Source organism: Alcanivorax sp. DSM 26293, assembly GCF_900107995.1.
In the GTDB taxonomy this organism is placed as follows: domain Bacteria; phylum Pseudomonadota; class Gammaproteobacteria; order Pseudomonadales; family Alcanivoracaceae; genus Alcanivorax.
This window is the reverse complement of sequence record NZ_FNUM01000004.1, coordinates 249,882-271,540: the sequence shown is the minus strand read 5'-3', so window position 1 is coordinate 271,540 and position 21,659 is coordinate 249,882. Positions and strand designations below refer to the sequence as shown.

At 60.6% G+C, this 21,659-nt stretch carries 21 protein-coding genes; 12 read left to right on the top strand and 9 right to left on the bottom strand.

Features of this window, described 5'->3' with window-relative positions:
• Nucleotides 1-121 precede the first annotated feature (121 nt).
• Nucleotides 122-1,018 (top strand): LysR family transcriptional regulator, encoded by an 897-nt coding sequence (locus tag C4S63_RS09760; protein WP_103917471.1) that lies wholly within the window; start codon nucleotides 122-124, stop codon nucleotides 1,016-1,018.
• A 9-nt stretch (nucleotides 1,019-1,027) separates the two neighbouring features.
• Nucleotides 1,028-1,762 carry an adenosylcobinamide-GDP ribazoletransferase gene (gene cobS, locus C4S63_RS09755; RefSeq protein WP_234999981.1) on the top strand — a complete coding sequence of 245 codons (735 nt, stop codon included), beginning with the start codon at nucleotides 1,028-1,030 and terminating at the stop codon, nucleotides 1,760-1,762.
• A gap of 130 nt (nucleotides 1,763-1,892) precedes the next feature.
• Here cobS and C4S63_RS09750 read toward each other — a convergent pair whose 3' ends face one another.
• Nucleotides 1,893-2,702 carry a DUF3298 and DUF4163 domain-containing protein gene (locus C4S63_RS09750; RefSeq protein WP_103917438.1) on the bottom strand — a complete coding sequence of 270 codons (810 nt, stop codon included), beginning with the start codon at nucleotides 2,700-2,702 and terminating at the stop codon, nucleotides 1,893-1,895.
• 168 nt (nucleotides 2,703-2,870) lie between these two features.
• Here C4S63_RS09750 and C4S63_RS09745 point away from each other — a divergent pair, with 168 nt between their 5' ends.
• From C4S63_RS09745 to C4S63_RS09735, 3 genes are all read left to right on the top strand, one after another.
• Nucleotides 2,871-3,317 carry a YtoQ family protein gene (locus C4S63_RS09745; protein ID WP_062814964.1) on the top strand — a complete coding sequence of 149 codons (447 nt, stop codon included), beginning with the start codon at nucleotides 2,871-2,873 and terminating at the stop codon, nucleotides 3,315-3,317.
• A gap of 130 nt (nucleotides 3,318-3,447) precedes the next feature.
• Entirely contained in the window at nucleotides 3,448-3,930 is a 483-nt protein-coding gene (locus C4S63_RS09740) for a hypothetical protein (RefSeq protein WP_062814963.1), read from the top strand.
• 30 nt (nucleotides 3,931-3,960) lie between these two features.
• Nucleotides 3,961-4,323, top strand: a complete 363-nt coding sequence (locus C4S63_RS09735; RefSeq protein WP_062814962.1) for an STAS/SEC14 domain-containing protein — start codon at nucleotides 3,961-3,963, stop codon at nucleotides 4,321-4,323.
• Between the two features lie 388 nt (nucleotides 4,324-4,711).
• Here the strand turns inward: C4S63_RS09735 and C4S63_RS09730 are convergent, their stop codons facing one another.
• On the bottom strand, nucleotides 4,712-5,611 hold the full coding sequence (locus C4S63_RS09730; RefSeq protein ID WP_160052746.1) for an AraC family transcriptional regulator: 900 nt from the start codon (nucleotides 5,609-5,611) through the stop codon (nucleotides 4,712-4,714).
• Between the two features lie 191 nt (nucleotides 5,612-5,802).
• Here C4S63_RS09730 and C4S63_RS09725 point away from each other — a divergent pair, with 191 nt between their 5' ends.
• Nucleotides 5,803-7,407, top strand: a complete 1,605-nt coding sequence (locus tag C4S63_RS09725) for a cellulase family glycosylhydrolase (RefSeq protein ID WP_103917436.1) — start codon at nucleotides 5,803-5,805, stop codon at nucleotides 7,405-7,407.
• A gap of 29 nt (nucleotides 7,408-7,436) precedes the next feature.
• Here C4S63_RS09725 and recG read toward each other — a convergent pair whose 3' ends face one another.
• Both recG and C4S63_RS09715 read right to left on the bottom strand, forming a co-directional pair.
• Nucleotides 7,437-9,524, bottom strand: coding sequence for an ATP-dependent DNA helicase RecG (recG, locus tag C4S63_RS09720; protein ID WP_103917435.1), 2,088 nt, complete (start codon nucleotides 9,522-9,524; stop codon nucleotides 7,437-7,439).
• 99 nt (nucleotides 9,525-9,623) lie between these two features.
• A complete protein-coding gene (locus C4S63_RS09715; RefSeq protein ID WP_062814957.1) occupies nucleotides 9,624-10,526 on the bottom strand; it encodes a hydrogen peroxide-inducible genes activator in 903 nt (300 codons plus the stop codon).
• Nucleotides 10,527-10,721: 195 nt separating this feature from the next.
• Between C4S63_RS09715 and C4S63_RS09710 the strand changes: the two genes are divergently transcribed.
• The 4 genes from C4S63_RS09710 to C4S63_RS09695 all read left to right on the top strand — a co-directional run bounded on the left by C4S63_RS09710 (nucleotide 10,722) and on the right by C4S63_RS09695 (nucleotide 14,188).
• Entirely contained in the window at nucleotides 10,722-11,546 is an 825-nt protein-coding gene (locus C4S63_RS09710; RefSeq protein ID WP_063508810.1) for an NAD-dependent epimerase/dehydratase family protein, read from the top strand.
• A gap of 229 nt (nucleotides 11,547-11,775) precedes the next feature.
• Nucleotides 11,776-12,267, top strand: a complete 492-nt coding sequence (gene purE / locus C4S63_RS09705) for a 5-(carboxyamino)imidazole ribonucleotide mutase (protein ID WP_062814955.1) — start codon at nucleotides 11,776-11,778, stop codon at nucleotides 12,265-12,267.
• The gene (locus C4S63_RS09700; protein ID WP_103917434.1) at nucleotides 12,267-13,373 is read left to right on the top strand and encodes a 5-(carboxyamino)imidazole ribonucleotide synthase; all 1,107 of its coding nucleotides are present in this window, start codon (nucleotides 12,267-12,269) and stop codon (nucleotides 13,371-13,373) included. Before purE ends, C4S63_RS09700 begins: the two co-directional genes overlap by 1 nt.
• Before the next feature lie 236 nt (nucleotides 13,374-13,609).
• A complete protein-coding gene (locus C4S63_RS09695) occupies nucleotides 13,610-14,188 on the top strand; it encodes a TVP38/TMEM64 family protein (RefSeq protein ID WP_231866202.1) in 579 nt (192 codons plus the stop codon).
• Nucleotides 14,189-14,222: 34 nt separating this feature from the next.
• On the opposite strand, the gene C4S63_RS09690 is transcribed toward C4S63_RS09695, so the two are convergent.
• The 5 genes from C4S63_RS09690 to gmk form a co-directional block, all read right to left on the bottom strand.
• Nucleotides 14,223-14,459, bottom strand: coding sequence for a DUF2789 domain-containing protein (locus C4S63_RS09690; protein ID WP_062814952.1), 237 nt, complete (start codon nucleotides 14,457-14,459; stop codon nucleotides 14,223-14,225).
• Between the two features lie 147 nt (nucleotides 14,460-14,606).
• Nucleotides 14,607-14,993, bottom strand: coding sequence for a RidA family protein (locus C4S63_RS09685; protein ID WP_103917469.1), 387 nt, complete (start codon nucleotides 14,991-14,993; stop codon nucleotides 14,607-14,609).
• 296 nt (nucleotides 14,994-15,289) lie between these two features.
• Complete coding sequence (gene spoT, locus C4S63_RS09680) at nucleotides 15,290-17,401, bottom strand: bifunctional GTP diphosphokinase/guanosine-3',5'-bis pyrophosphate 3'-pyrophosphohydrolase (RefSeq protein WP_062814951.1); 2,112 nt, start codon at nucleotides 17,399-17,401, stop codon at nucleotides 15,290-15,292.
• 189 nt (nucleotides 17,402-17,590) lie between these two features.
• Nucleotides 17,591-17,854 carry a DNA-directed RNA polymerase subunit omega gene (gene rpoZ, locus C4S63_RS09675; protein ID WP_062814950.1) on the bottom strand — a complete coding sequence of 88 codons (264 nt, stop codon included), beginning with the start codon at nucleotides 17,852-17,854 and terminating at the stop codon, nucleotides 17,591-17,593.
• A gap of 108 nt (nucleotides 17,855-17,962) precedes the next feature.
• The gene (gene gmk, locus C4S63_RS09670; protein ID WP_103917433.1) at nucleotides 17,963-18,586 is read right to left on the bottom strand and encodes a guanylate kinase; all 624 of its coding nucleotides are present in this window, start codon (nucleotides 18,584-18,586) and stop codon (nucleotides 17,963-17,965) included.
• A 175-nt stretch (nucleotides 18,587-18,761) separates the two neighbouring features.
• Between gmk and ilvD the strand changes: the two genes are divergently transcribed.
• Together ilvD and doeB are read left to right on the top strand one after the other, a co-directional pair.
• Nucleotides 18,762-20,447: a dihydroxy-acid dehydratase gene (gene ilvD / locus C4S63_RS09665; protein ID WP_103917432.1), complete on the top strand. Its 1,686-nt coding sequence runs from the start codon at nucleotides 18,762-18,764 to the stop codon at nucleotides 20,445-20,447.
• A 144-nt stretch (nucleotides 20,448-20,591) separates the two neighbouring features.
• Nucleotides 20,592-21,581 carry a N(2)-acetyl-L-2,4-diaminobutanoate deacetylase DoeB gene (gene doeB, locus C4S63_RS09660; RefSeq protein WP_103917431.1) on the top strand — a complete coding sequence of 330 codons (990 nt, stop codon included), beginning with the start codon at nucleotides 20,592-20,594 and terminating at the stop codon, nucleotides 21,579-21,581.
• Nucleotides 21,582-21,659: the final 78 nt, after the last annotated feature.

Below are 21,659 nucleotides of genomic sequence, written 5' to 3'. Positions count from 1 at the left end.
AATCTCAGTTGGTGGAAATTTAAACGAAACCTGTTTATCGGTAAAATGGGTAATTCCGATGTATTATATCGGCATTGCCGATATGGGCGTTCCACGTCTGACTCTACCGGAGGGAGTGGCCATGAAATTTACCCTGCGTCAGCTTCAGGTCTTCCTGGCCACGGCGCACCACGAGAACATCAGCAAGGCGGCAGAGAGCCTGAGCATGAGCCAGTCGGCCGCTTCCGGTGCTCTCAAGGAGCTGGAGGCCCTCTACGACCTGAAGTTCTTCGAACGGGCCGGCAAGCGACTCAAACTCAATGAGCTGGGCCGCCAGTTCTGGCCCCGGGCAGAGGCGTTGCTGGCCCAGGCCCGGGAGCTGGAGGCCGACCTGCTCAGTCACCGTGATCTGGGCCGTTTGAATGTGGGGGCCACGCTGACCATCGGCAATTATCTGGCGGTGGGGATCATGGCCGATTATATGGCGGAGCAGCCCGGCGCCCGGGTACACCTGGAGGTGGCCAACACGCGGACTATCGTGGAGCGGGTGCTGGCGTTCGAGCTGGATCTGGGGCTGATTGAGGGCGAACTGAACCACCCGGACCTGGAGTTGTTGCCCTGGCGAGAGGATGAGTTGGTGGTGTTTTGTAGCCCGGAGCATGCTCTTGCCGGTAAGGAAGCACTCACGGACCGGGACTTGCGGGAGGCTCACTGGATTGTCCGGGAATCCGGCTCTGGCACCCGGCAGACGTTTGAGCGCGGCCTGCATGGTCTGGTACCGGAGCTGGATCTGGCCCTGGAGCTGGAGCACACCGAAGCCATCAAGCGGGCAGTGGAAGCGGGTCTGGGGATCAGTTGCCTGTCCCGGGTGTGTCTGCGTGAGGCGTTCAGGCGTGGTTCGCTGGTGGAATTGCCGGTGCCCCATCGGGATTTCAGCCGTGACTTCTACTTTGTGCTGCACCGCCAGAAATACCGCAGTCCCGGTATCGAGCGGTGGCTGGAATTATGCCGCGCCCCCGTGCGGCAACCCATTCAATAGGGAGTTGCCGTGAAACAGGAATGGCAGGCCTTCTGGCTGGCGCTGGGCTTTTTGACCCGGATTCCCATGCTGGTGAAGATCGATTATTCCCAGCGTCTGATGAATCGTGCCAGTGTTTATTTCCCCCTGGTGGGACTGTTGCTGGGCGGCCTTTATGCGGCGTTGTTCAGCGCTCTGGTGGTGTTCTGGAGCCCGCCGGTGTGTATCGGTCTGGTGCTGGCGTTTCATTTGTGGATTACCGGTGCTTTCCACGAGGACGGCCTGGCGGACAGTATGGATGCGCTGGGCGGTGGCTACACCGTGGCCCGGCGGCTGGAAATCATGAAGGATAGCCGTATCGGCACCTATGGTGCCGTGGCGCTGATAGTGGCGCTGGGCCTGAAGGCCGTGTTGCTATTGGAGGCCGAGCCGGTCTGGCTGGCGCTACTGGTAACGCCTGCCATTAGTCGTCTGACACCCCTGCTGCTGATGCGCTTTCTGCCCTATGTGACCGACCCGACTACCAGTAAAAGCAAACCGGTGGCGGAAGCCTTCAGCAGCCAGCGATTGCTAATGGCCACACTTTTCATCCTGGGGGTGGCGTTGCTGTTCTCGGTGTGGCTGCCTGCCTTGTTGGCGGTGGGGCTGGTAGCGTTGCTGTGGGGCGTCAGCCTGAAGCGGCAGCTCGGTGGCTATACCGGGGATGCGCTGGGGGCCAGTGTGGTGTTTACCGAGTTGGTGTTGTTATTGGGGCTGACTTTGTAGGGTGAATCAAGCCAGTCTCGAGGTTCGAGAAGCGAGTTTCGAAAATCAAAACCGGTTTTGAACTTCGTTACTCGAGCCTCGCCACTCGTACCTTATTCTTCGCCAGCAGGCTGGCTCCTACGCTGAGTGATTACGGGTTGAGGTATTTCCCCCGCACAATCCCGTCCAGTTTTTCATACGGAATGGTCAGTTCAGGTTGCCCCATGGCATAGGGGGCGATGTGGTAGACGTTGTAGTGCAGCACCAGGCCGTTCTTGCTGAAGTAGGCGTTGTCCGTGCGATCGAAGGGCCAGCTGTCGCGGAAGGCCTGATCCAGGTTTTCCTCATCCAACCATTGCTGGTGGCGGGATCGGGCCAGCTCCCAGAAAGCCTCTTGTTGGCCGGGTTCCAGCAGATCATCCAGTCCCAGCTCTTGCTGGCGGGCCAGGTCCCAATGGAAATACTGCACCCCGGGTTGGCCGTGGGCGCCACCGGTGTACTCGTAACTGTCCAGACGCAGGGTCAGCAGGTCACCGCGGCGACCCTGGCGCTTGATGGTGGCGTTCAGCTCCCAACCCTGTCGGGACGCCATGGCCATGTCCGACGCATCGGCCAGAAACGCATCCACCAGCCCTTCGATGGTGCCGTCATGGGGGCTGCTGCCCTGGTTCTGGACCAGCATGCCGGCCAGCTGGGTGGTGATCGCATCGTTCAGGGTCGGTTGGTTCTCAAAGGTGATCCATTCCAGCTCAACCCGTGGGCAGCCGTCCCCCTGGCATTGCTCGTCGGTCTTTTTCAGGGTGTGAAGAATGCGTATCAGCTCACCGGTATTGCCCGGTACGTTGCCAGAGTGCTGGCTGGTGGTGCCCGCCTTGGCATCAGGGGAATCGCTATCCTGAGTATTGTTATCACAACCTGCCAGCATTGCAGCCGCCAGCAGAAACAGAAATCGGATGCGCATGGGGTCGCCTTTTCACAAAGTTCGGAATGGGGGCATTTAACGGCAGCAGGCTTGCCTTTTGCAACCGGGAACCGGACAGGTTGATGAAATAACGGGCCCGTAACAGGTTCTTTGCTAGCCTGCTATGCTAGCCGGTTTCACAGACACTGTATCAAAGGGAGAAACGCAATGAGCTTCTGGACGGTTTACCTTTCCGGAGAGATCCACACCGACTGGCGCGAACGGATCATTCAGGGTTGTGCCGAGAAAGAACTGGATATCGAATTTACCGGTCCAGTGACCGACCATGAAGCCAGCGACAAGGTAGGGGTCAATATTCTTGGCGCGGAAGAAAAGCGTTTCTGGGAAGATCGGCTGGGCGCCGGCATTAATGGTATTCGGACCCGTAAACTGATCGATCAGGCCGACTTGGTGATCGTGCGTTTCGGGCCCAAATACAAGCAGTGGAATGCGGCCTTCGATGCGGGCTACACGGCGGCATTGGGGACCCCGATGATCATTCTCCACGATGAGGAACATGACCATCCGCTCAAGGAAGTGGATGCGGCCGCGGACGCCGTGGCACGCACTCCTGAACAGGTGGTAGAGATGCTGGAATATATCCTCAACGCCTGACGCACACTCGGGGCCGGGCTGCCCGGCCCGCCCGTTTTACCCCTTTTTTTCATCTCCTCAGGAGTATTCCCGGGATTCTGCTTGTCCTACCGGAAGAGAGAGACCGACAAGCAATACAAGGAGTGCTCCAATGACACATCGTTTACTCGCAGCCGCCGCACTCATGCTGGTAACCACGTCCATTTCCTGGGCGAATACCGAGGGGGTCCCCAATGTGAAGACCCCGGATCCGGAGAAAGTTACCGCCCAGATGGAAGATACCCTGGAAGAAATCCAGGCGTTTACGGTGGAGCAGAAAAACGATGCCATGCGTGCTGCCCGCCATGCGCTGGATGACCTGGACCGGCAGATCACCTTGCTGCAAAGTGAGATCGACAGCCGTTGGCAGGGACTTTCCCAACAGGCACGGCTGGACAAACAGTCCGCCATGGCCACGCTGAAAGAGCAACGTGCAGAGCTGGAGTCCCGTTATCAGGCGCTACAGCAAGCCAGTGCCGACAACTGGGAGGCTGCCAAGGTAAAATTCTCCCGAGGTTGGGACGCGGTTAAACAGAGCTGGCAGGCGCTGAATGCACCTGTAGCAGAAAGCACGGAGAGCCCTGAGGAAAACTGAGGGTCGTGCAGCAAACTGGGAGGGGCTGGCATGCTGACATTGATTCCGTTCGACGATGATCGGGTCGTCGGGGCAAGGATTTCCGGGAAGATCACCCGCCCGGAATTCGATACCGTGGCGGCCGCTCTGGAAGCGGCGCTGGCCAGACACGACAAGGTGCGTTTCTATGCGGAAATGGAAACCTTTGGTGGTGTGGCCATGGATGCCCTGTTCCAGGATCTGAAATTCGGCCTGCGCCACTGGCAGCATTTCGAGCGAGAGGCTGTCGTCACCGATCAGGACTGGATGCGGCGCCTGGCGTTGCTGGCGGACAAGCTGCTGCCCTCCATCGATGTCAAAGTCTTTGCCCGCGATGACACGGCCAGCGCCAAGGCCTGGATCTGTGCGGACTGATCACAGCCTCCTCCTGCCTGTTCGCCAGGCAAAAAAGAAGGGCCGTCCGGCCCTTCTTTGACGCTCCCGCATTGTGTTTCCGGCAGGCTATCCTGCCAGTCCTCGAAATCATCCAGCGCCTGGCGCCAGTCCATGCGGGGTCGGGTTTGTTCCCTGGCGACCTGGTGAGCGCCACCTTTGCGCATCAGCGGATCCATCGCCGCCCAGTTGCGCAGGGGTTTAGGGCCTTTTGCCATGGTTTTTCTTCCTCAAACTAAAGTGATGACATCCTTGGTATCCAAACGGCTCCCTGGCATGTCGGAAGCGGCGGCGATACTACGCCGCAGTTCCCGGTTCCACTAGTGGTGCCAGGAAAAATTGTTGTCAGAATCGTCATGCCCTGCGTCCGTTACCGGTCGTCTTCGTGGTGCTGTCGGCGATACTTCCCCGGAGACATGCCTTCCCAGCGGGCAAACGCCCGGGTGAATGAGCTTTGTTCGGTATAGCCAACCATGCCGGCAATATCTGACAGACCAAGCCGGGACTCACGCAGGTAATTGGTTGCCAGTGTGTGGCGGGTTTGATCAAGCAGGCTCTGAAAAGAGATGCGCTGCGCCCGTAACCGTCTTTGCATTGAACGGGCAGAAATGCCGTTTTCTGCTGCGAGCTTTTCCAGTGATGGCGGCTCTCGGGTGAGGATCTGCAGCAATTGTTTGCGATAGAGACCGATTTCCTCATTCTCCAGGGTCAACTTTCTGAGCTGTTGTTGCGCTTGATTGTCCAGAATGTCATGGAGATATGGGTCGGTTTTGGGGATGGGGGAAAACAGATTCCTGACAGGGAAAACCAGTTTGGGCATTGCCTGGTCGAATAACACATCACAGCCAAAAAACTGTTCATAAAGCGCCCGGTTCGCGGGAGGGGGGCCAACAAATTCAACCGAGGATGGAAATACGGGTTTCTGGTTGATGGCCTGAATCAACTTGAGGGTGGTGCCCAGCCCCAGCTCATCCCATAACTGGCCACTCCAGCCATGCTCAAGAGGCCAACTTAACACCAGATGATCCGCGTCAATATGTGCCTTTACCGGGTTCATTTCTGAAATCAGCACATGGTAGCGCTGCCCTTTGGCCAGGGCATCCATGACGTTGTTGCTGCTCAGAAGCAGGTAACCAACCGGCCCCAGATACCGTAACGAGAAATGGTTAGCCACAGACAGGCCGAAGGCGGAATCCCTTACCGTGCGGGCACCTTTCTCCAGCATCTCTTTCCAGCGATCTTCCGCGATCCGGCTTCCGGCCTTTGGCATTTTGCCCAGCACGTTTTCGGCCGCGATCCCCCTGCTTGTCAGGTGGTCGAAAAGCAAATGTGAGTAGGTGGCATCAATGCAGCGCATAGGGTGTCGTGATTTGCTAAAAGCTGTCCGATTCTGGCAAGACGCTCTGGCGGCATCAAAGCCATATTTGTATACGTCATGTTGCGGATTTGTCGGAGTAGGCTATGCGAATAAAAAGACGTTGCCGGTGGGGCCTGAAGGCGCTTGTCTGGGTTCCGTTTGCGTTTCTGGTGGCATGTGGCGGTGGCAGTGGCAGTGGCGGGACCAGTGCGCCCCCCGTCAACCCGAACAATGATGACCAGGAGCCGGAGGTAGTGGATACCCCTTCACCCGTGGCTCCCCGTTCATCCTGTGAGGGCACGGTTGCCGAAGGAAGACTGGGGCAGGCCGGTCGATGGGTGATCGATGCAGACTGCCGGGTGGTGATTCTTCAGGGGGTGAACCAGATCAGTAAACTGCCACCCTATACGCCAGAAGCCATCGGCTTTGGCGAGGATGACCTGCGCTATATTGCCAGCCAGGGTTTCAACACCATTCGGCTGGGATTCATCTGGAAGGCATTTGAACCGGAACCGGGTCAGTACGATACCGATTATCTGGAATCGTTATACCGTACCGCGCAGGCCGCATCCGATGCCGGTTTGTGGGTGCTGTTTGATTTCCATCAGGACATGTATAACGAAAAATTCAGTGGTGAGGGCTTTCCCGACTGGACCGTGTTTGATGACGGCTTGCCCAACCAGCCCGACCTGGGTTTCCCGGGAAACTACTTCCTGATGCCCGCCTTGTGGCGTGCCTATGATCACTTTCTGGATAACGACCAGGACCTGGCGGGTCGTCCTATGCATGAGGCGTTCGCCGAAGCCTGGCGCCGAGTGGCCGCCCGCATCAAGGATGTCGACAGATTGCTGGGTTATGACCTGTGGAACGAGCCTTTCCCAGGCACTGCGCTGGCGCTCTGTGCCAACCCGCTGGGTTGCCTGCTGAACAATCAGGACAAAAAGCTGACCGCAGTCAGTCGTCTGGCCGCGGATGCAGTTCGGAAAGAAGACGATACCGCGATTATTTTCTATGAACCCTTCGTCACCTTTAACAACGGCGCAGATACCGCACACGGTGGCGTTGGTGAAGACGTCCAGGCTGGCATGTCCTTTCACAATTACTGCCTGGCCAAAACGCCGGGTTTGCCGGGGCTGCCGCTTACCGATCCGGGGTGTGGGATCGAAGAGCAGTTGGTGTTCACCAATGCAGAGAGGCAGGCCAGGGAAAAGAACGATACCCTCATCCTCAGCGAGTTTGGCGCGTCCAATGACCTGGTAACGATTGAGCGGTTGATCACGCTGGCTGCAAAAAATCGTGTGTCCTGGCAGTACTGGGCATGGTGGAATCGTGATGTTTGCTGCGAGCGTCCGGAAGAGGGGATCATTACCCATCCCTCAGACCCGCCACTGCCTGAAAACCTGAATCAGGAAAAACTGGATGTGCTGGTGAGGGCTTACCCGCAGCGTGTGGCCGGGGTGCCGGAGAGTTACGGATTCGATCGCAAGAACAAGGTTTTCCATCTGACCTATTCCACTCAGCGTGCCGACGGGAACGGCCATTTTCCGCCCGGTTCTGTCACCGAAATCTTTGTCCCGGAACGGCATTATCCCGATGGCTATCAGGTGTCTGTGGAAGGGGGGCAGGTGCTTCCCGGATCCGCGGATCAGATACTTCGGGTGGTCAGCTATGCGGGGGTGGGGACGGTGACAGTCAGAGTGACTCCATAACGTTGCGGGGGGGAGGGGTGAGAGGCTCCCTAAATGTCGGCATAGCTTTCTCCCCCTTTCAGCCAGCGCCGCAATAGTGATTCGACATTCTCGGGGTGGCCGCGGAGCAGGTTGTCGGCCACCTCCCGGGCGGGTTCCATCAGGGACTCATCGCGGACCAGGTCGGCAATGCGGAATGCCATGTCACCGGTCTGGCGGGTGCCCAGCCATTCGCCGGGGCCGCGCAACTTCAAATCTTCCTCGGCGATCACGAAGCCGTCGGTGGTGTCGCGCATTACCGCCAGGCGTCGTTTGGCAGTGAGCGACAGGGGCGTCTGGTAGAGCAGCAGACAGTAGCTTTGCTCGCCGCCCCGGCCCACCCGGCCACGAAGCTGGTGGAGCTGGGCCAGTCCCAGCCGTTCCGCATTCTCCATCACCATCAGGGTGGCATTGGGCACATCCACACCCACCTCGATCACGGTGGTGGCCACCAGTAACTGGGCCTCGCCACTGGCAAATCGGGCCATGCGTTCTGCCTTCTCCTTTGCCTTCATACGACCATGCACCAGTTCCACGGTAAGGTCGGGCAGGGCGGCCTGCAGTTCCTCAAACGAGGCCTCCGCCGCCCGCGCCTGGATTTCCTCCGACTCCTCAATCAGCGGGCATACCCAATAGGCCTGGGTGCCCTGCTGGCAGGCATCGTTGATACGCTCGATCACCTGGGGCCGGCGTCCTTCCGGTAGCACCAGGGTATCGATGGGTTTGCGCCCCGGAGGCATTTCGTCGATCACCGAGGTATCCAGGTCGCCATAGACACTCATGGCCAGGGTGCGGGGGATCGGGGTGGCGGTGAGTACCAGCTGGTGTGGCACCTGGATGCCGTGTGGGGTATCGAAACGGCCTTTTTCCCGCAGGGCCAGGCGCTGTTGCACGCCAAAGCGATGCTGTTCGTCGATGATGGTCAGGCCCAGACGATGGAACTGCACCGTCTCCTGAAACAGGGCATGGGTACCGACGACGATAGGGGCACTGCCGTCAGCCAGGGCTGCCTGGGTTTCCCGGCGTGCCTTGGCCCCCAGGCTGCCGGCCAGCCAGTGCACCGGGATGCCCAGCGGTGCCAGCCAGTGGCGGAAGTTGTCCCGGTGCTGTTCGGCCAGCAATTCCGTGGGGGCCATCAGGGCCACCTGGTAGCCGGATTCGATGGCGGCCAGGGCGGCGGCGGCGGCCACCAGCGTCTTGCCGGACCCCACATCCCCCTGGACCAGGCGCAACATGGGGTGCGGGTTGCCCATGTCGCCAAGTAATTCGCCGATCACCCGCTGTTGGGCGCCGGTGAGAGAGAACGGCAGGCTGGCCTGCAGTTGTTCGAATAATGCATCCGCGTGCAGGCGCGGCGCATGGAAGGCTTTCTGGCCCGCCCGTTTCTGCAGCATGCCCAGCTGGTGGGCCACCATTTCTTCCATGACCAGTCGTTTTACTGCCGGATGCTTGCCGTCCAGCAACAGGTTGACCGGATCATCCGGGCGCGGATTGTGCAGTTTGCTCAGGGCGTCGGTGAGCGAGGGCAGGCCGCGTTGATCCAGCAGCGTGGCGGGAATCAGTTCCGCCGGAGGGTGACCCTGAAGGTAATGCAGGGCCTGACCGGCCAGGTTGCGCAGCAGTTTCTGGCTGACCCCTTCGGTGGTGGGGTAGACGGGAGTCAGTGCTTTTTCCAGGGGGGGCAGGGTGCTGCCAATTTGATATTCGGGATGATAAAACTCCAGCCCGGCTGCCCCGGGGCGGGGTTCGCCATACACGCGAATGGGCCTGCCCCGCTCCATGTTGTTCTTCTGCGCGGCGCTGAAATGATAAAAGCGCAGGGTCACCATGCCGGTGCCATCGGCTACCTTGCAGAGCAACGACCGTCGGCGGCCGAACACCACATCGGCCGCCATCACTTCGCCCTCGATGACCACCCCGGTTTCCGGGCGCAGACTGCCGATGGGGGTAATACGGGTGCGGTCTTCGTAGCGAAACGGCAGGTGGAAGAGCACATCTTCCAGACTATGCAGGCCCAGTTTCGCCAACCGTTCAGCCGCAGCGGGACCGACGCCTTTCAGGCGGGTGATGGGCAGGGATGCGAGATTGTCACCGGACATCAGTCAGCCGTTGATTCCTGTGCGAGTAACGAGGTTCGAGTTGCGAAAAGCAAAAGCGGTTCGGTTTTTCGCAACGCGAACCTCGCTTCTCGTTCCTTATCAGCCGGCCAGCCCTTCCTTTGGCACCGCCTGGCGTAGCACCTCAATGGCTTTCGGCCGCGGGAAGCTGTCCCGCCAGATCAGGGCAATGGTCCGCGCCGGAACCGGGGCCTTGAAGGGGCGTACCGCGAACGTGGCCTTGTCGTAGCCATGCTGGTGCAGGGCAGAGTTGGGCAGCACGGTGATGCCCAGACCGCTGGCGACCATGTGCCGCAGCGTTTCCAGGGAGCCGCCCTCAATCTGCACCAGATTGCGCTGGCGCTGGGAATCGATGGCCGGGCACAGTTCCAGTACCTGGTCCCGGAAACAGTGGCCTTCCCCCAGCAGCAGCAGGGTTTCGTCCAGCAACTGGTCCGGGGCGATTTCGGTCTGGGCGGTCCAGGGATGATCGCCGGGCAGCAGCACGGAAAAGGATTCCTCGTACATGCGTGCCCGCACCAGGCCGCCGCCGGAGAAAGGCAGCGCCACAATAATGGCATCCAGGTCGCCCTGTTCCAGCTTGCGCCGCAGCACGTGGGTGTAGTTTTCCTCGATAAACAGGGGCATTTCCGGTGCCGCGGCGCGTACCTTCGGGACCATGGTGGGGAACAGGTAGGGGGCCACCGTAAAAATGGCGCCAACGCGCAGTGGCGAGCCCAGTTGGTCCTGCTGACTCATGGCCATCTGCGTGAGCAAGTCCGCCTGTTCCAGCACCCGCTGGGCCTGGGCGACAATGGGTTCGGCCTGGGGCGTAACCACCACTTCCCGTGGACGACGTTCGAACAGGGGCATACCCAGCTGCTCTTCCAGCTTTTTGATCGCCGCACTGAGAGTGGGCTGGCTCACGTTGCAGGCCTGGGCGGCGTGGCCAAAATGGCGCTCCCGGGCCAGGGCGACGAGATAGCGTAGTTCTGTTAATGTCATGGCACTGATTCGCTTATCCAATTACTGGCCATTGTGCCTAGAAAACATGGCAGTGAATAGTTAACAGTGAATAGTTAATAGCTCGCGAGAAAGGGTCGGAGAGCTGCGGTAATAGCAGACGCGCGCCTACCTTGGACCAAGTGCGTTTTTTCGCTATTAACTATTCATTATTAACTATTAATTGGTTTTTCATTTATGTCCCACATTCTGATTGCCGGCCTGGGAGATCTGGGGACCGGTCTTGCGGAACAGTTACTGGCGGACGGACACCGGGTCAGCGCTATTCGCCGGGGCAGCCGTTGCCCCGCCGGGGTGGAGTTGTACAGTCAGGATCTGTTGGAGGGTGCGGCCCTGTTGCCGCCGGATCCGGTGGATCTGGTCGTCATCATCATGACGCCCTCCGAGTACAGTGAAGAGGGCTACCTGAAAGCCTATATTCGGGCGCCGCAGACCTTGCTGGATGCGTTGGCCGGGCAGCAGCCGCTGCCGCCGGTGATCTTTGTGTCCAGTACGGCGGTGTTCGGTGACGTGGCGGGCGAGGTGGATGAGCTGACACCGCCTCGACCCACCCGGTATAACGGCAAGGTGCTGCTGGCCGCGGAAGAAGAGCTGAGCATTCGCAGCCACTGTACCGTGGTGCGGTTTTCCGGCATCTACGGACCGGGCCGTTACCGGCAGATCGACAAGGCGGCGCGGCTGGCCCGGGGCGAGGAAGCATTGCCGGCCGCCCAGTGGACCAATCGCATTCACCGGGATGATTGTGTGGGCCTGCTCAAGAACGTGGCAGATGGCTGGCTGGCAGGGCAGGAAATGCCGCCGTTGGTGATCGGTACCGACAACGTGGGTGGGCGTAACCTGGACGTGCTGCAATGGTTGGCCCAGCAGCAGGGGCTGACCCTGGCGGTGCCCGACGACGCGCCCGCTGGCAAACGGATTCGCAGCCAGTACATTCGCCAGGGGCATTACACCCTGCGCTATCCGGGTTACCAGGATGGTTACGCTGCCCTGATCAGCCGATAAACGGCGCCATCCACCAAAAACCGGGGAAAAGTGCCAGAAATATCGGTAACCAGTTGAATTTAAGGTTTATTTTTCACTTTTAACTATGAATTATTAACTATGAATTATTCACTGCCCCTAAAGCGGACTTGCCTCCCGCGCACGCGCTAGTAAAGTGTGCGCCTCAAATTTTTCTGTGGCGGGCGAAAACCCCGCAAAAGCCCGTGGTGGGCGCGATGGAGTGAAGCGAATGAGCACACCGGTTGCCGTGGTAATGGGCTCCCAGTCCGATTGGGAAACCATGAAAGAAGCCTGTGACGCCCTGACCCAGTTCGGCGTGGGCTGGAAGGCGGAAGTGGTGTCTGCCCACCGGACCCCTCAGCGCATGTATGATTTCGCCAAAAGCGCCCACGACAATGGCTATCAGGTGATCATTGCCGGTGCCGGTGGCGCTGCGCACCTGCCGGGCATGATCGCTTCCCTGACCCCGCTGCCCGTGCTCGGCGTGCCGGTGAAAAGCCGCACCCTGTCCGGCTGGGACAGCCTGTTGTCCATCGTGCAAATGCCCAAGGGCGTGGCCGTGGGCACACTGGCCATCGGCGCGGCCGGTGCCTGGAACGCGGGTCTGCTGGCGGCACAGATGCTGGCCGCGGGTAACCCGGAGCAACTGCAGAAGATCGCTGACTGGAAAGCCACCCGGGCCGCTGACGTGCTGGCCAATGCTGAGCTGGGTGAAGGCTGATGAATCGCGTGCTTGTTCTTGGTGGAGGCCAGCTTGGCCTGATGATGGCGGAAGCGGCGGCCCGGCTGGGGCTGGTGGTGGATCGTTACGACCCGGAGCGGGCCTTGCTGTTGCCCGGCACCTCGGATCTGGCGGTGCCAATCAGTTGGGAGGAGTGTCTGGAGCGTTACCCGGTCATTACCGTGGAGCGCGAGGCCTTCCCGGAAACCGGTCTCTCTGCGGAGCTGGCAACAAGCGATCGCTGTGTGGCCCGGGGCGCCCTGCAAGTGATCCCGGACCGGTTCACCCAGAAATCCATGCTCGACAAGCTGGGCATTCCCACTGCTCCCTGGGTAACCCTGGATCAGCCGGAAGATCTGGCTGCGGCCGTGGAAAAGTTTGGCGGCGTGGTGGTCAAGGCACGCACCGGCGGTTATGACGGGCGCGGCACCTGGATCATTGGCGAAGGCGGTGATCTGGGCGCGGTGCCTGTCAGCGAACTGGCCGGCAAGGCCATCATCGAACAGAAAATCCCTTTCCGCCGCGAGTTGTCCATTGTCGGTGCCCGCAGCACCCGCGGGGAAACCCTGTTCTACCCGCTCACCCGCAACTGGCATGTGGACGGCATCCTGCGCCTGAGTCTGGCCCCGGCCAATGCCTGTGCCGATCTGCAGAAGCCGGCGGAGCAGATGCTCAAGGGCATCATGGAAGAGCTGGACTATGCCGGTGTGATGGCGGTGGAATTCTTCGAAACCGATGGCCAGCTGATGGTCAACGAGATTGCCCCGCGAGTGCACAACTCCGGTCACTGGACCCACGAAGGCGCGGACTGGTCCCAGTTCGATTTGCATGTCCATGCCCTGGCCGGCGTGCCCCTGCACGCGTTGAATGTGCACGGTCCCACTGCCATGGTGAATCTGATCGGCACTCCCTTCGAAAGCGCCTGGCTGCAACACCCGGGTGTGGTGCACTGGTACGGCAAGGGCGTGCGCCCGGGCCGCAAGCTGGGCCACGCCAACCTGGTGGCGGACAGCCTGGAGGGGCTGCGCGCGGGTCTGGACGCCTGGGCAGATGTGCTGCCGGAAGGGTATCAGGCTGTGCTGGATTCAGAATTGGGGCTGGGCTGAAGCCTGAATGGACGAGCAGGGAGAATAACGCCTGCTCGTGAGTGCTGAGTGCTGAGTGCTGAGTGTCGAGTCACGAGTTTCGAGGAGCGAAAGGCAAACAGGGTTTGATTTTCGAAACTCGTTTCTCGTCACTCGCGACTTTCTCCAATCCCGCCGCCAGGCGCAGGTTCGCTTCACATTTCCGTGGCGCACCTATCGGGTACACTGTTGGTTAAACCTGAAACAGGAATCCGGATGTGGCCTCCCCCCTTGCCATGACACGTTATCGACGACTGATCCTGCTGGCTGTGATGCTGGTTTCCGTGCTGCTCATTGTGGAACTTACCGGGCTGCGCGAGCAGTTTTCCCTCACGGCTCTGCGGACGTTGCTGGAAGCCAATCTGCTGGTGGGTGTGCTGCTGTTTGTGCTGGCGTTTGCCATCGGCAACCTGATACAGCTGCCGGGCTGGCCGTTTCTGGCGGCGGCCATACTGGCGCTGGGCACAGTGGCTGGCGGACTGGTGACGTATGTGGCGGCCTGCGTATCCTGCCTGGTCACCTTCCAGGTGGTACAGGGGGTGGGCGGCAGCGCCCTGCGCGATATCGACAAACCCCTGGCAAGAAAGATCCTCGCCCGGCTGGACAGTCACCCGGTGCGCAGTGTGATGTTGCTGCGGTTGTTGTTCCAGACCATGCCTGCCCTGAACTACACCCTGGCATTGAGCGGGGTGAAACGCCGGGATTACCTGCTTGGCTCTCTGTTGGGCCTCCCCTTTCCCTTGCTGATCTACTGCTTTTTCTTCGACCGCATTGCCCAGGTCCTGCAGCTGGCGTAACAGGCTTCTGGCGTCAGGGGTTGCCTGGAAATGGTTAATGCCGAAGCAGGGCGCTCAAACTGTCCACCGCTTCGGCCCAATCCGCGTCTTCACGAATAGCCTCAGCCAGAAAGCGCGCCTGCGCGTCGTTCCAGAAGGGCGCCTGGTGCAGATGCATGCTGTCTTTCAGGGTGCCAGCGTACTGATGGATGAAGTCTTCGATGGCCGCATCGCTGTTTTCCAGGCCGAGCTGGGCGAACAGGGTGGGCAAGTCGTGGGTTGCGGTATCCATATCGCAGTCCCTCCATAGCGGATGACGTTGTCCCCAGATGGTGCGCTTTTTGACCGCCGTTGTCTTCCCCCGTCGGGATCAGGTTTGTTAACGAAACACGCCCGCAAGTAGCGGGCGTGTTACAGGGCGAATGCGGCTTTTGCCTGGTCAGGCAATATCCATGATGCCGTCCATTTCCACCCCGGCACCCTTGGGCAGGGCAGCTACGCCTATAGCCGCCCGGGCCGGGTAGGGTTGTTTGAAGTGGCGGGCCATCACTTCGTTGACCAGGGCGAAATGGCTCAGGTCGGTGAGGAAGATGTTCAGCTTGACGATGTCCTGCAGGCTGCCGCCGGCGGCCTCGCACACGGCGGTCAGGTTGCTGAATACCTGCTCGATCTGCGCTTCCATGTCGCCGTTCACCAGTTCCATGGTGTCGGGGACCAGGGGAATCTGGCCAGACAGGTAAACGGTCGCGCCGGCCTTGATGGCCTGGGAATAGGTACCGATGGCCTGGGGCGCCTTGTCGGTGCTGATCACGGAATGGTTGGACATGGTTGGTTCTTCACTTGGTTGAGCTGCCAGCGCCATGGCGCTGACAGACGAAATCAGGAAAGGGGCTATGCTTGCACGCAGCAGGCTCGCACGCAACATGGGCGGCTCCTGCCGGCTTGTAGGAGCGTCGCTGGCGGCGCGATTCAACAGTAACGAGTCACGAGAAGCGAGTTTCGAAAGGCATGATCTGACAGGTTGTCGCCTTTCGAAACTCGCTTCTCGCAACTCGCAATATCACCGAGTCGAACGCCAGCGTTTCTGGAGAGAAAGCGCCCCCTGTTGAGGACAGAGGGTTTCTACAATCGGTGAATCCGCACGATGCTGTCCAGGGTGCGCAGCTTCTTGATGATGCGGGCCAGGTGAATCCGGTCCCTGACGGTCATGGTCACGTTGAGGGTGGTGAGTGTGGGATCCTTTTCGGCCATGTCGATGGTGTCGATATTGGAGCCCAGCTCGGAGACGCTGTTGGCCAGGGTGGCAAGCACGCCGCGCTTGTTGATCAGTTCGATGCGCAGGGCGGCGGTAAATTCCTGCTCCACCTGTTTGTCCCAGCTCAGCGCGATGCATTTTTCCGGGGCGTTACGCATTTCTGCAAGCAGGTTCTTGCAGGTGTCCCGATGCACCACGATGCCGCGACCGGCACTCAGATGGCCAATGATGGTATCGCCGGGCAGGGGCAGGCAGCACTTGGCGTAGCTGACCATCAGGCCTTCACTGCCGCGGATGGCCAGCGGGCGACGGTCGTCCTCATGCTGACGTTCATCGTCATCGCGGGCGCCGGCCAGCTTGCGGGCCACCAGCGGCGCCAGGCGATTGCCCATGCCGATGTCTTCCAGCAGGTCGTCCAGCTCCACATAGCCGTTTCCGGCCAGCTCGCTCACCACCCGTTCGATGGGCAGCTCGTCCATGCCGATGTCATAAGAGTGCAGGGCTTTCTCCAGTAGCCGCTCACCCAGTTCCACCGCATCCTCGCGACGCTGGTGCTTGAGGAAATGGCGGATGTTGGTGCGCGCCTTGCCGGTGACCACGAAGTTGAGCCAGGCCGGGTTGGGAGTGGCGTTGGGGGCGGTGATGATCTTCACCGTCTGGCCGGATTCCAGGGGTGTGGAGAGCGCTGCCAGCTTGCCGTCGATGCGGGCGGCCACGCACTTGTTGCCGACCTTGGTGTGTACCGCATAGGCAAAATCCACTGCGGTGGCGCCGCCGGGCAGTTCCTTGATGTCGCCCTTGGGGGTGAACACATAGGCCTCGTCCGGGAACAGGTCCACCTTCACGTTCTCGATGAACTCCATGGAGTTGCCGGCTTTCTGCTGCAGTTCCAGCAGGCGCTGCATCCAGCTCTGGGTGCGGCTGTGGGTGGGTGAGCCGGGCTCATCGTCGGCCTTGTACAGCCAGTGGGCGGCAATGCCGTTATTGGCCATGGCCTCCATTTCCTCGGTGCGGATCTGCATTTCCAGGGGAATGCCGGAGCGCGCCTTGAGGGTGGTGTGCAGGGACTGGTAGCCGTTGGCCTTGGGAATGGCGATATAGTCCTTGAAGCGGCCGGGGATCGGGGTGAAGTAGTTATGCACGGCGCCCAGCACCCGGTAACAGGTATCCACCCGGTCCACGATGATGCGGAAGCCGAACACATCCATGATGTCGGCGAAGGGTTTGTGCTGTTCCTTCATCTTGGTATAGATGCTGAACAGGTGCTTCTCGCGACCCAGTACCCGCGCTTCGATGCCTTCTTCTTCGAGACAGTGTTCCAGGCTGGCCTTGATGGTGGTGAGGATTTCCTTGCGGTTGCCACGGGCCTTTTTCACCGCCTGGCCGATCAGGCGGGCACGCATGGGGTAGATGGCGTGGAAAGCCAGGTCCTCGTACTCCACCCGCATGTTGTACATGCCCAGCCGGAAGGCGATGGGCGCATACAATTCCAGGGTTTCGGTGGCGATGCGGCGGCGTTTTTCCGCGCGCATCACGTGCAGGGTGCGCATGTTGTGCAGGCGGTCGGCCAGCTTGATGAGGATGACGCGGATGTCCCGGGTCATGGCCAGCATCATCTTGCGCAGGTTCTCCGCCTGCTGTTCCGCTTTGGACTCGAACTTGATCTGGGCGATCTTGGACACGCCATCCACCAGCTCGGCCACTTCTTCGCTGAATTCCCCGGCCAGCTGTTCCTTGGAGATGCCGGTGTCCTCGATCACGTCGTGCAGCATGGCAGCCATCAGTGAGGCATGGTCCATGTGCATGTCGGTGAGGATGTTGGCCACGGCCAGCGGGTGGGTGATGTACGGGTCCCCGGTGCGGCGGTACTGCCCCTCGTGCGCTTGCTCGGCAAAATGGTATGCGCGTACGACCTGGGCGATCTGATCGTCGTCCAGATAACTGCGTAACCGTTTTTCCAGGTTATGAATGGTGGGCAAAAGTCCTCGTCACGCCCGGGGCGGAGTAATGATCAGGAATGACTTCAAGCTTAGATTTGGCGAGGGGATTTGTCTATGACAAGGGCGATAGTCACCGGCAATGAATTTTCCGGGTGGGTCGCGGAGGGGAAAAGCGGCAGACAGGGAAATACCGGCAAGTGCCCGGGCGGGCACCTGCCGGAGACGGTATTACTCGCCGAAGGACTGGGTCAGCAGGGCCAGTTCGTCCACGTCAGCGCTGCGGTCAGCGATCGGGTTGTCCACGGATTCGGAGGTCACGTGACCTTCGGCGATTTCACGCAGAGCCACCACGGTGGGTTTGTCGTTTTCCCAGGCCACGCGGGGTTCCTTGCCACCGGTCTGCAGTTGACGGGCGCGCTTGCCGGCTACCAGTACCAGCTCAAAGCGGTTATCCAGTTTTTCCAGGCAATCTTCAACGGTTACACGGGCCATGCTGTTCTCCTACAGGGTGGCGATGCCGATGGCGGCAGCGCCTGAAATTCGCGAGGGGGAGCGATTTTACTGGTGAATTGGTGAGCAAGTCCAGCGCCGCCGGGCAGCCTACCGTTTGCCCAGCAGATTGCTCAGGGTGGCCGCCAGTCGTGCGGATTGCCGGGATGTGATCAGCCGGCGGGCTTCCAGGATGGCTTCCAGTTCGTACAGCGCGCGCTGGAAATCATCGTTGACCACCAGATAGTCGAACTCTCCGTAATGGCTCATCTCCTCCTGGGCACCGTCCAGGCGTTGCTGGATTACCGATTCGTCGTCGGTTTCCCGTCCACGCAGGCGTTCCGCCAGGGTCTCCAGGGACGGCGGCAGGATAAAGATGCTCACCGAGTCCGGCAGTTGCTTGCGGATCTGGGTGGCGCCCTGCCAGTCAATCTCCAGGATCACATCATCACCGCTGCGCAGGGTCTGGGCCACCCAGTCGGCGCTGGTGCCGTACAGGTTGCCGAACACTTCGGCATGCTCCAGAAACCGCCCCTGCTCCACCTGGCGAACAAAGGTGTCGCGGTCGGTGAAGTGGTAGTTCACCCCGTCCTCTTCCCCGGGACGCATGGCGCGGGTGGTATGGGAGACGGAGATGCGCACTTGCTCCAGCTTGTCGACCAGCGCCGCCACCAGGCTGGTCTTGCCGGCGCCGGACGGGGCGGAAATGATATACAGCGTGCCTTTGTCGGCCATAGTGATGACAGTCCTGTTCGCGATCCCGGTAAAGCGCGCATTATAGGCGCAAAGGAAGCGACACGTCATATGCCACTCGAAGCCAGCGCCATGGCAGGGTAACGTGTGCAAGGCTGCGCCGGGCCTGTCACCAGTGACGCCAGGCACTCCCCCCGACAGCGGACAAGGAGAGATTATGAGTGATACCCAGAACGACCCACGCCGACGTCATTCCTCAAAGGTGGTGGACGGCCCGGGCAAGTCGGCTGGCAGGGCCATGTTGCGGGCGGTGGGGTTTACCGATGAGGATTTCCAGAAACCCCAGATCGGCATTGCCTCCACCTGGAGCCAGGTGACGCCCTGCAACAGCCATATCGGCGAACTGGCTGAGCGGGCCTGTGAAGGCGCTGACGATGCCGGTGGTAAAGGGGTGATCTTCAATACCATCACTATCTCCGATGGCATTGCCAATGGCACCGAGGGGATGAAGTATTCGCTGGTGTCCCGGGAGGTGATCGCCGATTCCATCGAGACGGTGGCCGGCTGCGAGGGGTTTGATGGTCTCGTGGCAATCGGGGGGTGCGACAAGAACATGCCCGGTTGCCTGATCGGCCTGGCACGGCTCGACCGTCCCAGTGTGTTTGTCTATGGCGGCACCATCCTGCCCGGCAAGGGCCACACCGATATCGTCTCCGTGTTCGAAGCCATGGGCGCCCATTCCCGCGGTGACATGGACCTGATCGAGCTCAAGCAGATTGAGGAAACCGCCATTCCGGGCCCCGGTTCCTGTGGCGGTATGTACACCGCCAATACCATGGCGTCAGCCATCGAAGCGCTGGGCATGAGCCTGCCTGGCAGCTCGGCGCAGAATGCGGTGTCCGAGGATAAGCGGGAAGACTGCGAGCGGGCCGGTGCGGCGGTATTGCACCTGCTGGAAAAGGACATCAAGCCCTCCGACATCATGACCCGCCAGGCCTTCGAAAATGCCATCACCATCGTGATTGCCCTGGGCGGTTCCACCAATGCGGTGCTGCACCTGCTGGGTATGGCGCGCACGGTGGGGGTGCCGTTGTCACTGGACGACTTCACTGACATCGGCAAACGGGTACCGGTGCTGGCGGACCTGCGCCCCAGCGGTCAGTACATGATGAGCGAGCTGGTGGCCATCGGCGGGATTCAGCCGTTGATGAAAATCTTGCTGGAAGCCGGCCTGCTGCATGGCGACTGTCTGACTGTCACCGGCCGCACCCTGGCAGAGAATCTGGCCGAGGTGGCGCCGTATCCGTCGGACCAGGACATCATCGCTCCCCTGACGGCCCCGCTGAAAGCGGAAAGCCATCTGCGCATCCTCTACGGCAACCTGGCCCCGGAGGGGGCGGTGGCCAAGATCACCGGCAAGGAGGGCACCCATTTTTCCGGCTCGGCGCGGGTGTTCGGTTCGGAAGAGGAAGCCCAGGCACGGATCAATGACGGCACCGTGGTTGCCGGCGATGTGGTGGTGATCCGCTACGAGGGCCCCCGTGGCGGCCCGGGCATGCGCGAAATGCTCACTCCCACATCGGCGATCATGGGCCGAGGCCTGGGCAATGATGTGGCGTTGATCACCGACGGCCGTTTCTCCGGCGGCAGCCATGGTTTCGTGGTGGGTCATGTGACCCCGGAAGCCTTCGATGGGGGGCCGCTGGCGTTGCTGGAAGACGGCGATCGCATCACCATCGATGCGGAGGCCAATACACTCACCGTGGACCTGTCCGACGAGGAACTGGCCCGCCGGCGAGCCAACTGGCAGCAACCGCCGCCCCGTTATACCCGGGGTGTGCTGGCAAAATATGCGCGCCTGGTGGGCTCCGCCAGTGAAGGGGCGGTAACCGACGACTTCTGAGAAGCACGATGCCGTTTTGGGTATGGCGAACAGCGCAAAATTGCGCTGTTCGCGATGCCGGAAATGCGCGCATCATAGGGGGTACTACCCGGGGGTGTCGCCGATGCCTCCGCCAACATTCCCAGCCCCGGATCCGATCTCGTTATGCAAGACAGCCCTATCAGCGCCACAGTGGATTTCGACCGGGACGGCGTTCAGCACGGCTTTCTGAAATTGCCCCATTCCCATGATGGCTCCGCCTGGGGCAATGTGATGATTCCGATCACCGTGGTACGCAACGGCGAGGGGCCGACGGCCTTGCTCTCCGGCGGCAATCACGGTGACGAATACGAAGGCATCACCGCCTTGTTGAAGCTGGCCAATCGTCTGCAACCCGAAGAGATGCGCGGACGGGTGATTATCGTGCCCATGCTCAACCATCCGGCGGTATTGAACGGCACTCGCACTTCGCCGCTGGATGGCGGCAATCTGAATCGGGCCTTTCCCGGTCATCCGGCGGGCACCCTGACGGAAAAAATCGCCGATTACCTCACCCGCTATCTGGTGCCGCTGTGTGATCTGGCACTGGATATCCACTCCGGGGGCCGCACCCTGGATCTGCTGCCCTTTGCCGCCACCCACCGGATGAGCGACCGGGGGTTCGAAGCCCGCTGTCTTGCCGCCGCCACCGCCTTCGGTGCGCCCTACACGCTGTTCATGGCGGAACTGGAAGGCGACGTGCTTTACGACAGCGTGGTGGAGGGCAGCGGCAAGGTGTTCGTCAGTACGGAACTGCGTGGCGGCGGCACGACTACCCCCGAGACTGTCGCGCTGGCGGAGCGGGGGGTGGAGAACCTGCTGCGCTTTGCTGGCATCCTGCCCGGCGATCCGGAGGTGGTGGCCTCCCAGGCTTTGGAGATTCCCGGGAGTGAGTATTACCGGATCAGCGAACATCGTGGCCTGCTGGAATTTGCTGTGGCGTTGGGTGACAGCGTCCGTGCCGGTGATGTGCTGGCCCGGGTGCATTCCCTGGAACGTACCGGTGCCGCTCCGGTGGAATATCGCGCCCCCTGCGATGGCCTGCTGATTGGCCGTCGCCATCCTGCCCTGGTCAATGTGGGCGATACCTTTGCGGTGCTGGCGGTGCCGCGCTGACTGGTACCTCCGTGCACGTTAACAGGGCATAACAAAGCATAAACACCCTTGCCGAAAAGGCGCTGCTAATGTTCAGGT

Coding starts and splice junctions, on each gene's coding strand:
- C4S63_RS09745 (WP_062814964.1), top strand. CDS start 2,871: ATGAGCTTCTGGACGGTTTACCTTTCCGGAGAGATCCACACCGACTGG.
- C4S63_RS09690 (WP_062814952.1), bottom strand. CDS start 14,459: ATGGATACCGCAACCCACGACTTGCCCACCCTGTTCGCCCAGCTCGGC.
- C4S63_RS09685 (WP_103917469.1), bottom strand. CDS start 14,993: ATGTCCAACCATTCCGTGATCAGCACCGACAAGGCGCCCCAGGCCATC.
- C4S63_RS09710 (WP_063508810.1), top strand. CDS start 10,722: ATGTCCCACATTCTGATTGCCGGCCTGGGAGATCTGGGGACCGGTCTT.
- C4S63_RS09725 (WP_103917436.1), top strand. CDS start 5,803: ATGCGAATAAAAAGACGTTGCCGGTGGGGCCTGAAGGCGCTTGTCTGG.
- C4S63_RS09735 (WP_062814962.1), top strand. CDS start 3,961: ATGCTGACATTGATTCCGTTCGACGATGATCGGGTCGTCGGGGCAAGG.
- gmk (WP_103917433.1), bottom strand. CDS start 18,586: ATGGCCGACAAAGGCACGCTGTATATCATTTCCGCCCCGTCCGGCGCC.
- C4S63_RS09730 (WP_160052746.1), bottom strand. CDS start 5,611: ATGCCAAAGGCCGGAAGCCGGATCGCGGAAGATCGCTGGAAAGAGATG.
- C4S63_RS09740 (WP_062814963.1), top strand. CDS start 3,448: ATGACACATCGTTTACTCGCAGCCGCCGCACTCATGCTGGTAACCACG.
- C4S63_RS09750 (WP_103917438.1), bottom strand. CDS start 2,702: ATGCGCATCCGATTTCTGTTTCTGCTGGCGGCTGCAATGCTGGCAGGT.
- C4S63_RS09715 (WP_062814957.1), bottom strand. CDS start 10,526: ATGACATTAACAGAACTACGCTATCTCGTCGCCCTGGCCCGGGAGCGC.
- C4S63_RS09760 (WP_103917471.1), top strand. CDS start 122: ATGAAATTTACCCTGCGTCAGCTTCAGGTCTTCCTGGCCACGGCGCAC.
- ilvD (WP_103917432.1), top strand. CDS start 18,762: ATGAGTGATACCCAGAACGACCCACGCCGACGTCATTCCTCAAAGGTG.
- rpoZ (WP_062814950.1), bottom strand. CDS start 17,854: ATGGCCCGTGTAACCGTTGAAGATTGCCTGGAAAAACTGGATAACCGC.
- purE (WP_062814955.1), top strand. CDS start 11,776: ATGAGCACACCGGTTGCCGTGGTAATGGGCTCCCAGTCCGATTGGGAA.
- recG (WP_103917435.1), bottom strand. CDS start 9,524: ATGTCCGGTGACAATCTCGCATCCCTGCCCATCACCCGCCTGAAAGGC.
- doeB (WP_103917431.1), top strand. CDS start 20,592: ATGCAAGACAGCCCTATCAGCGCCACAGTGGATTTCGACCGGGACGGC.
- C4S63_RS09700 (WP_103917434.1), top strand. CDS start 12,267: ATGAATCGCGTGCTTGTTCTTGGTGGAGGCCAGCTTGGCCTGATGATG.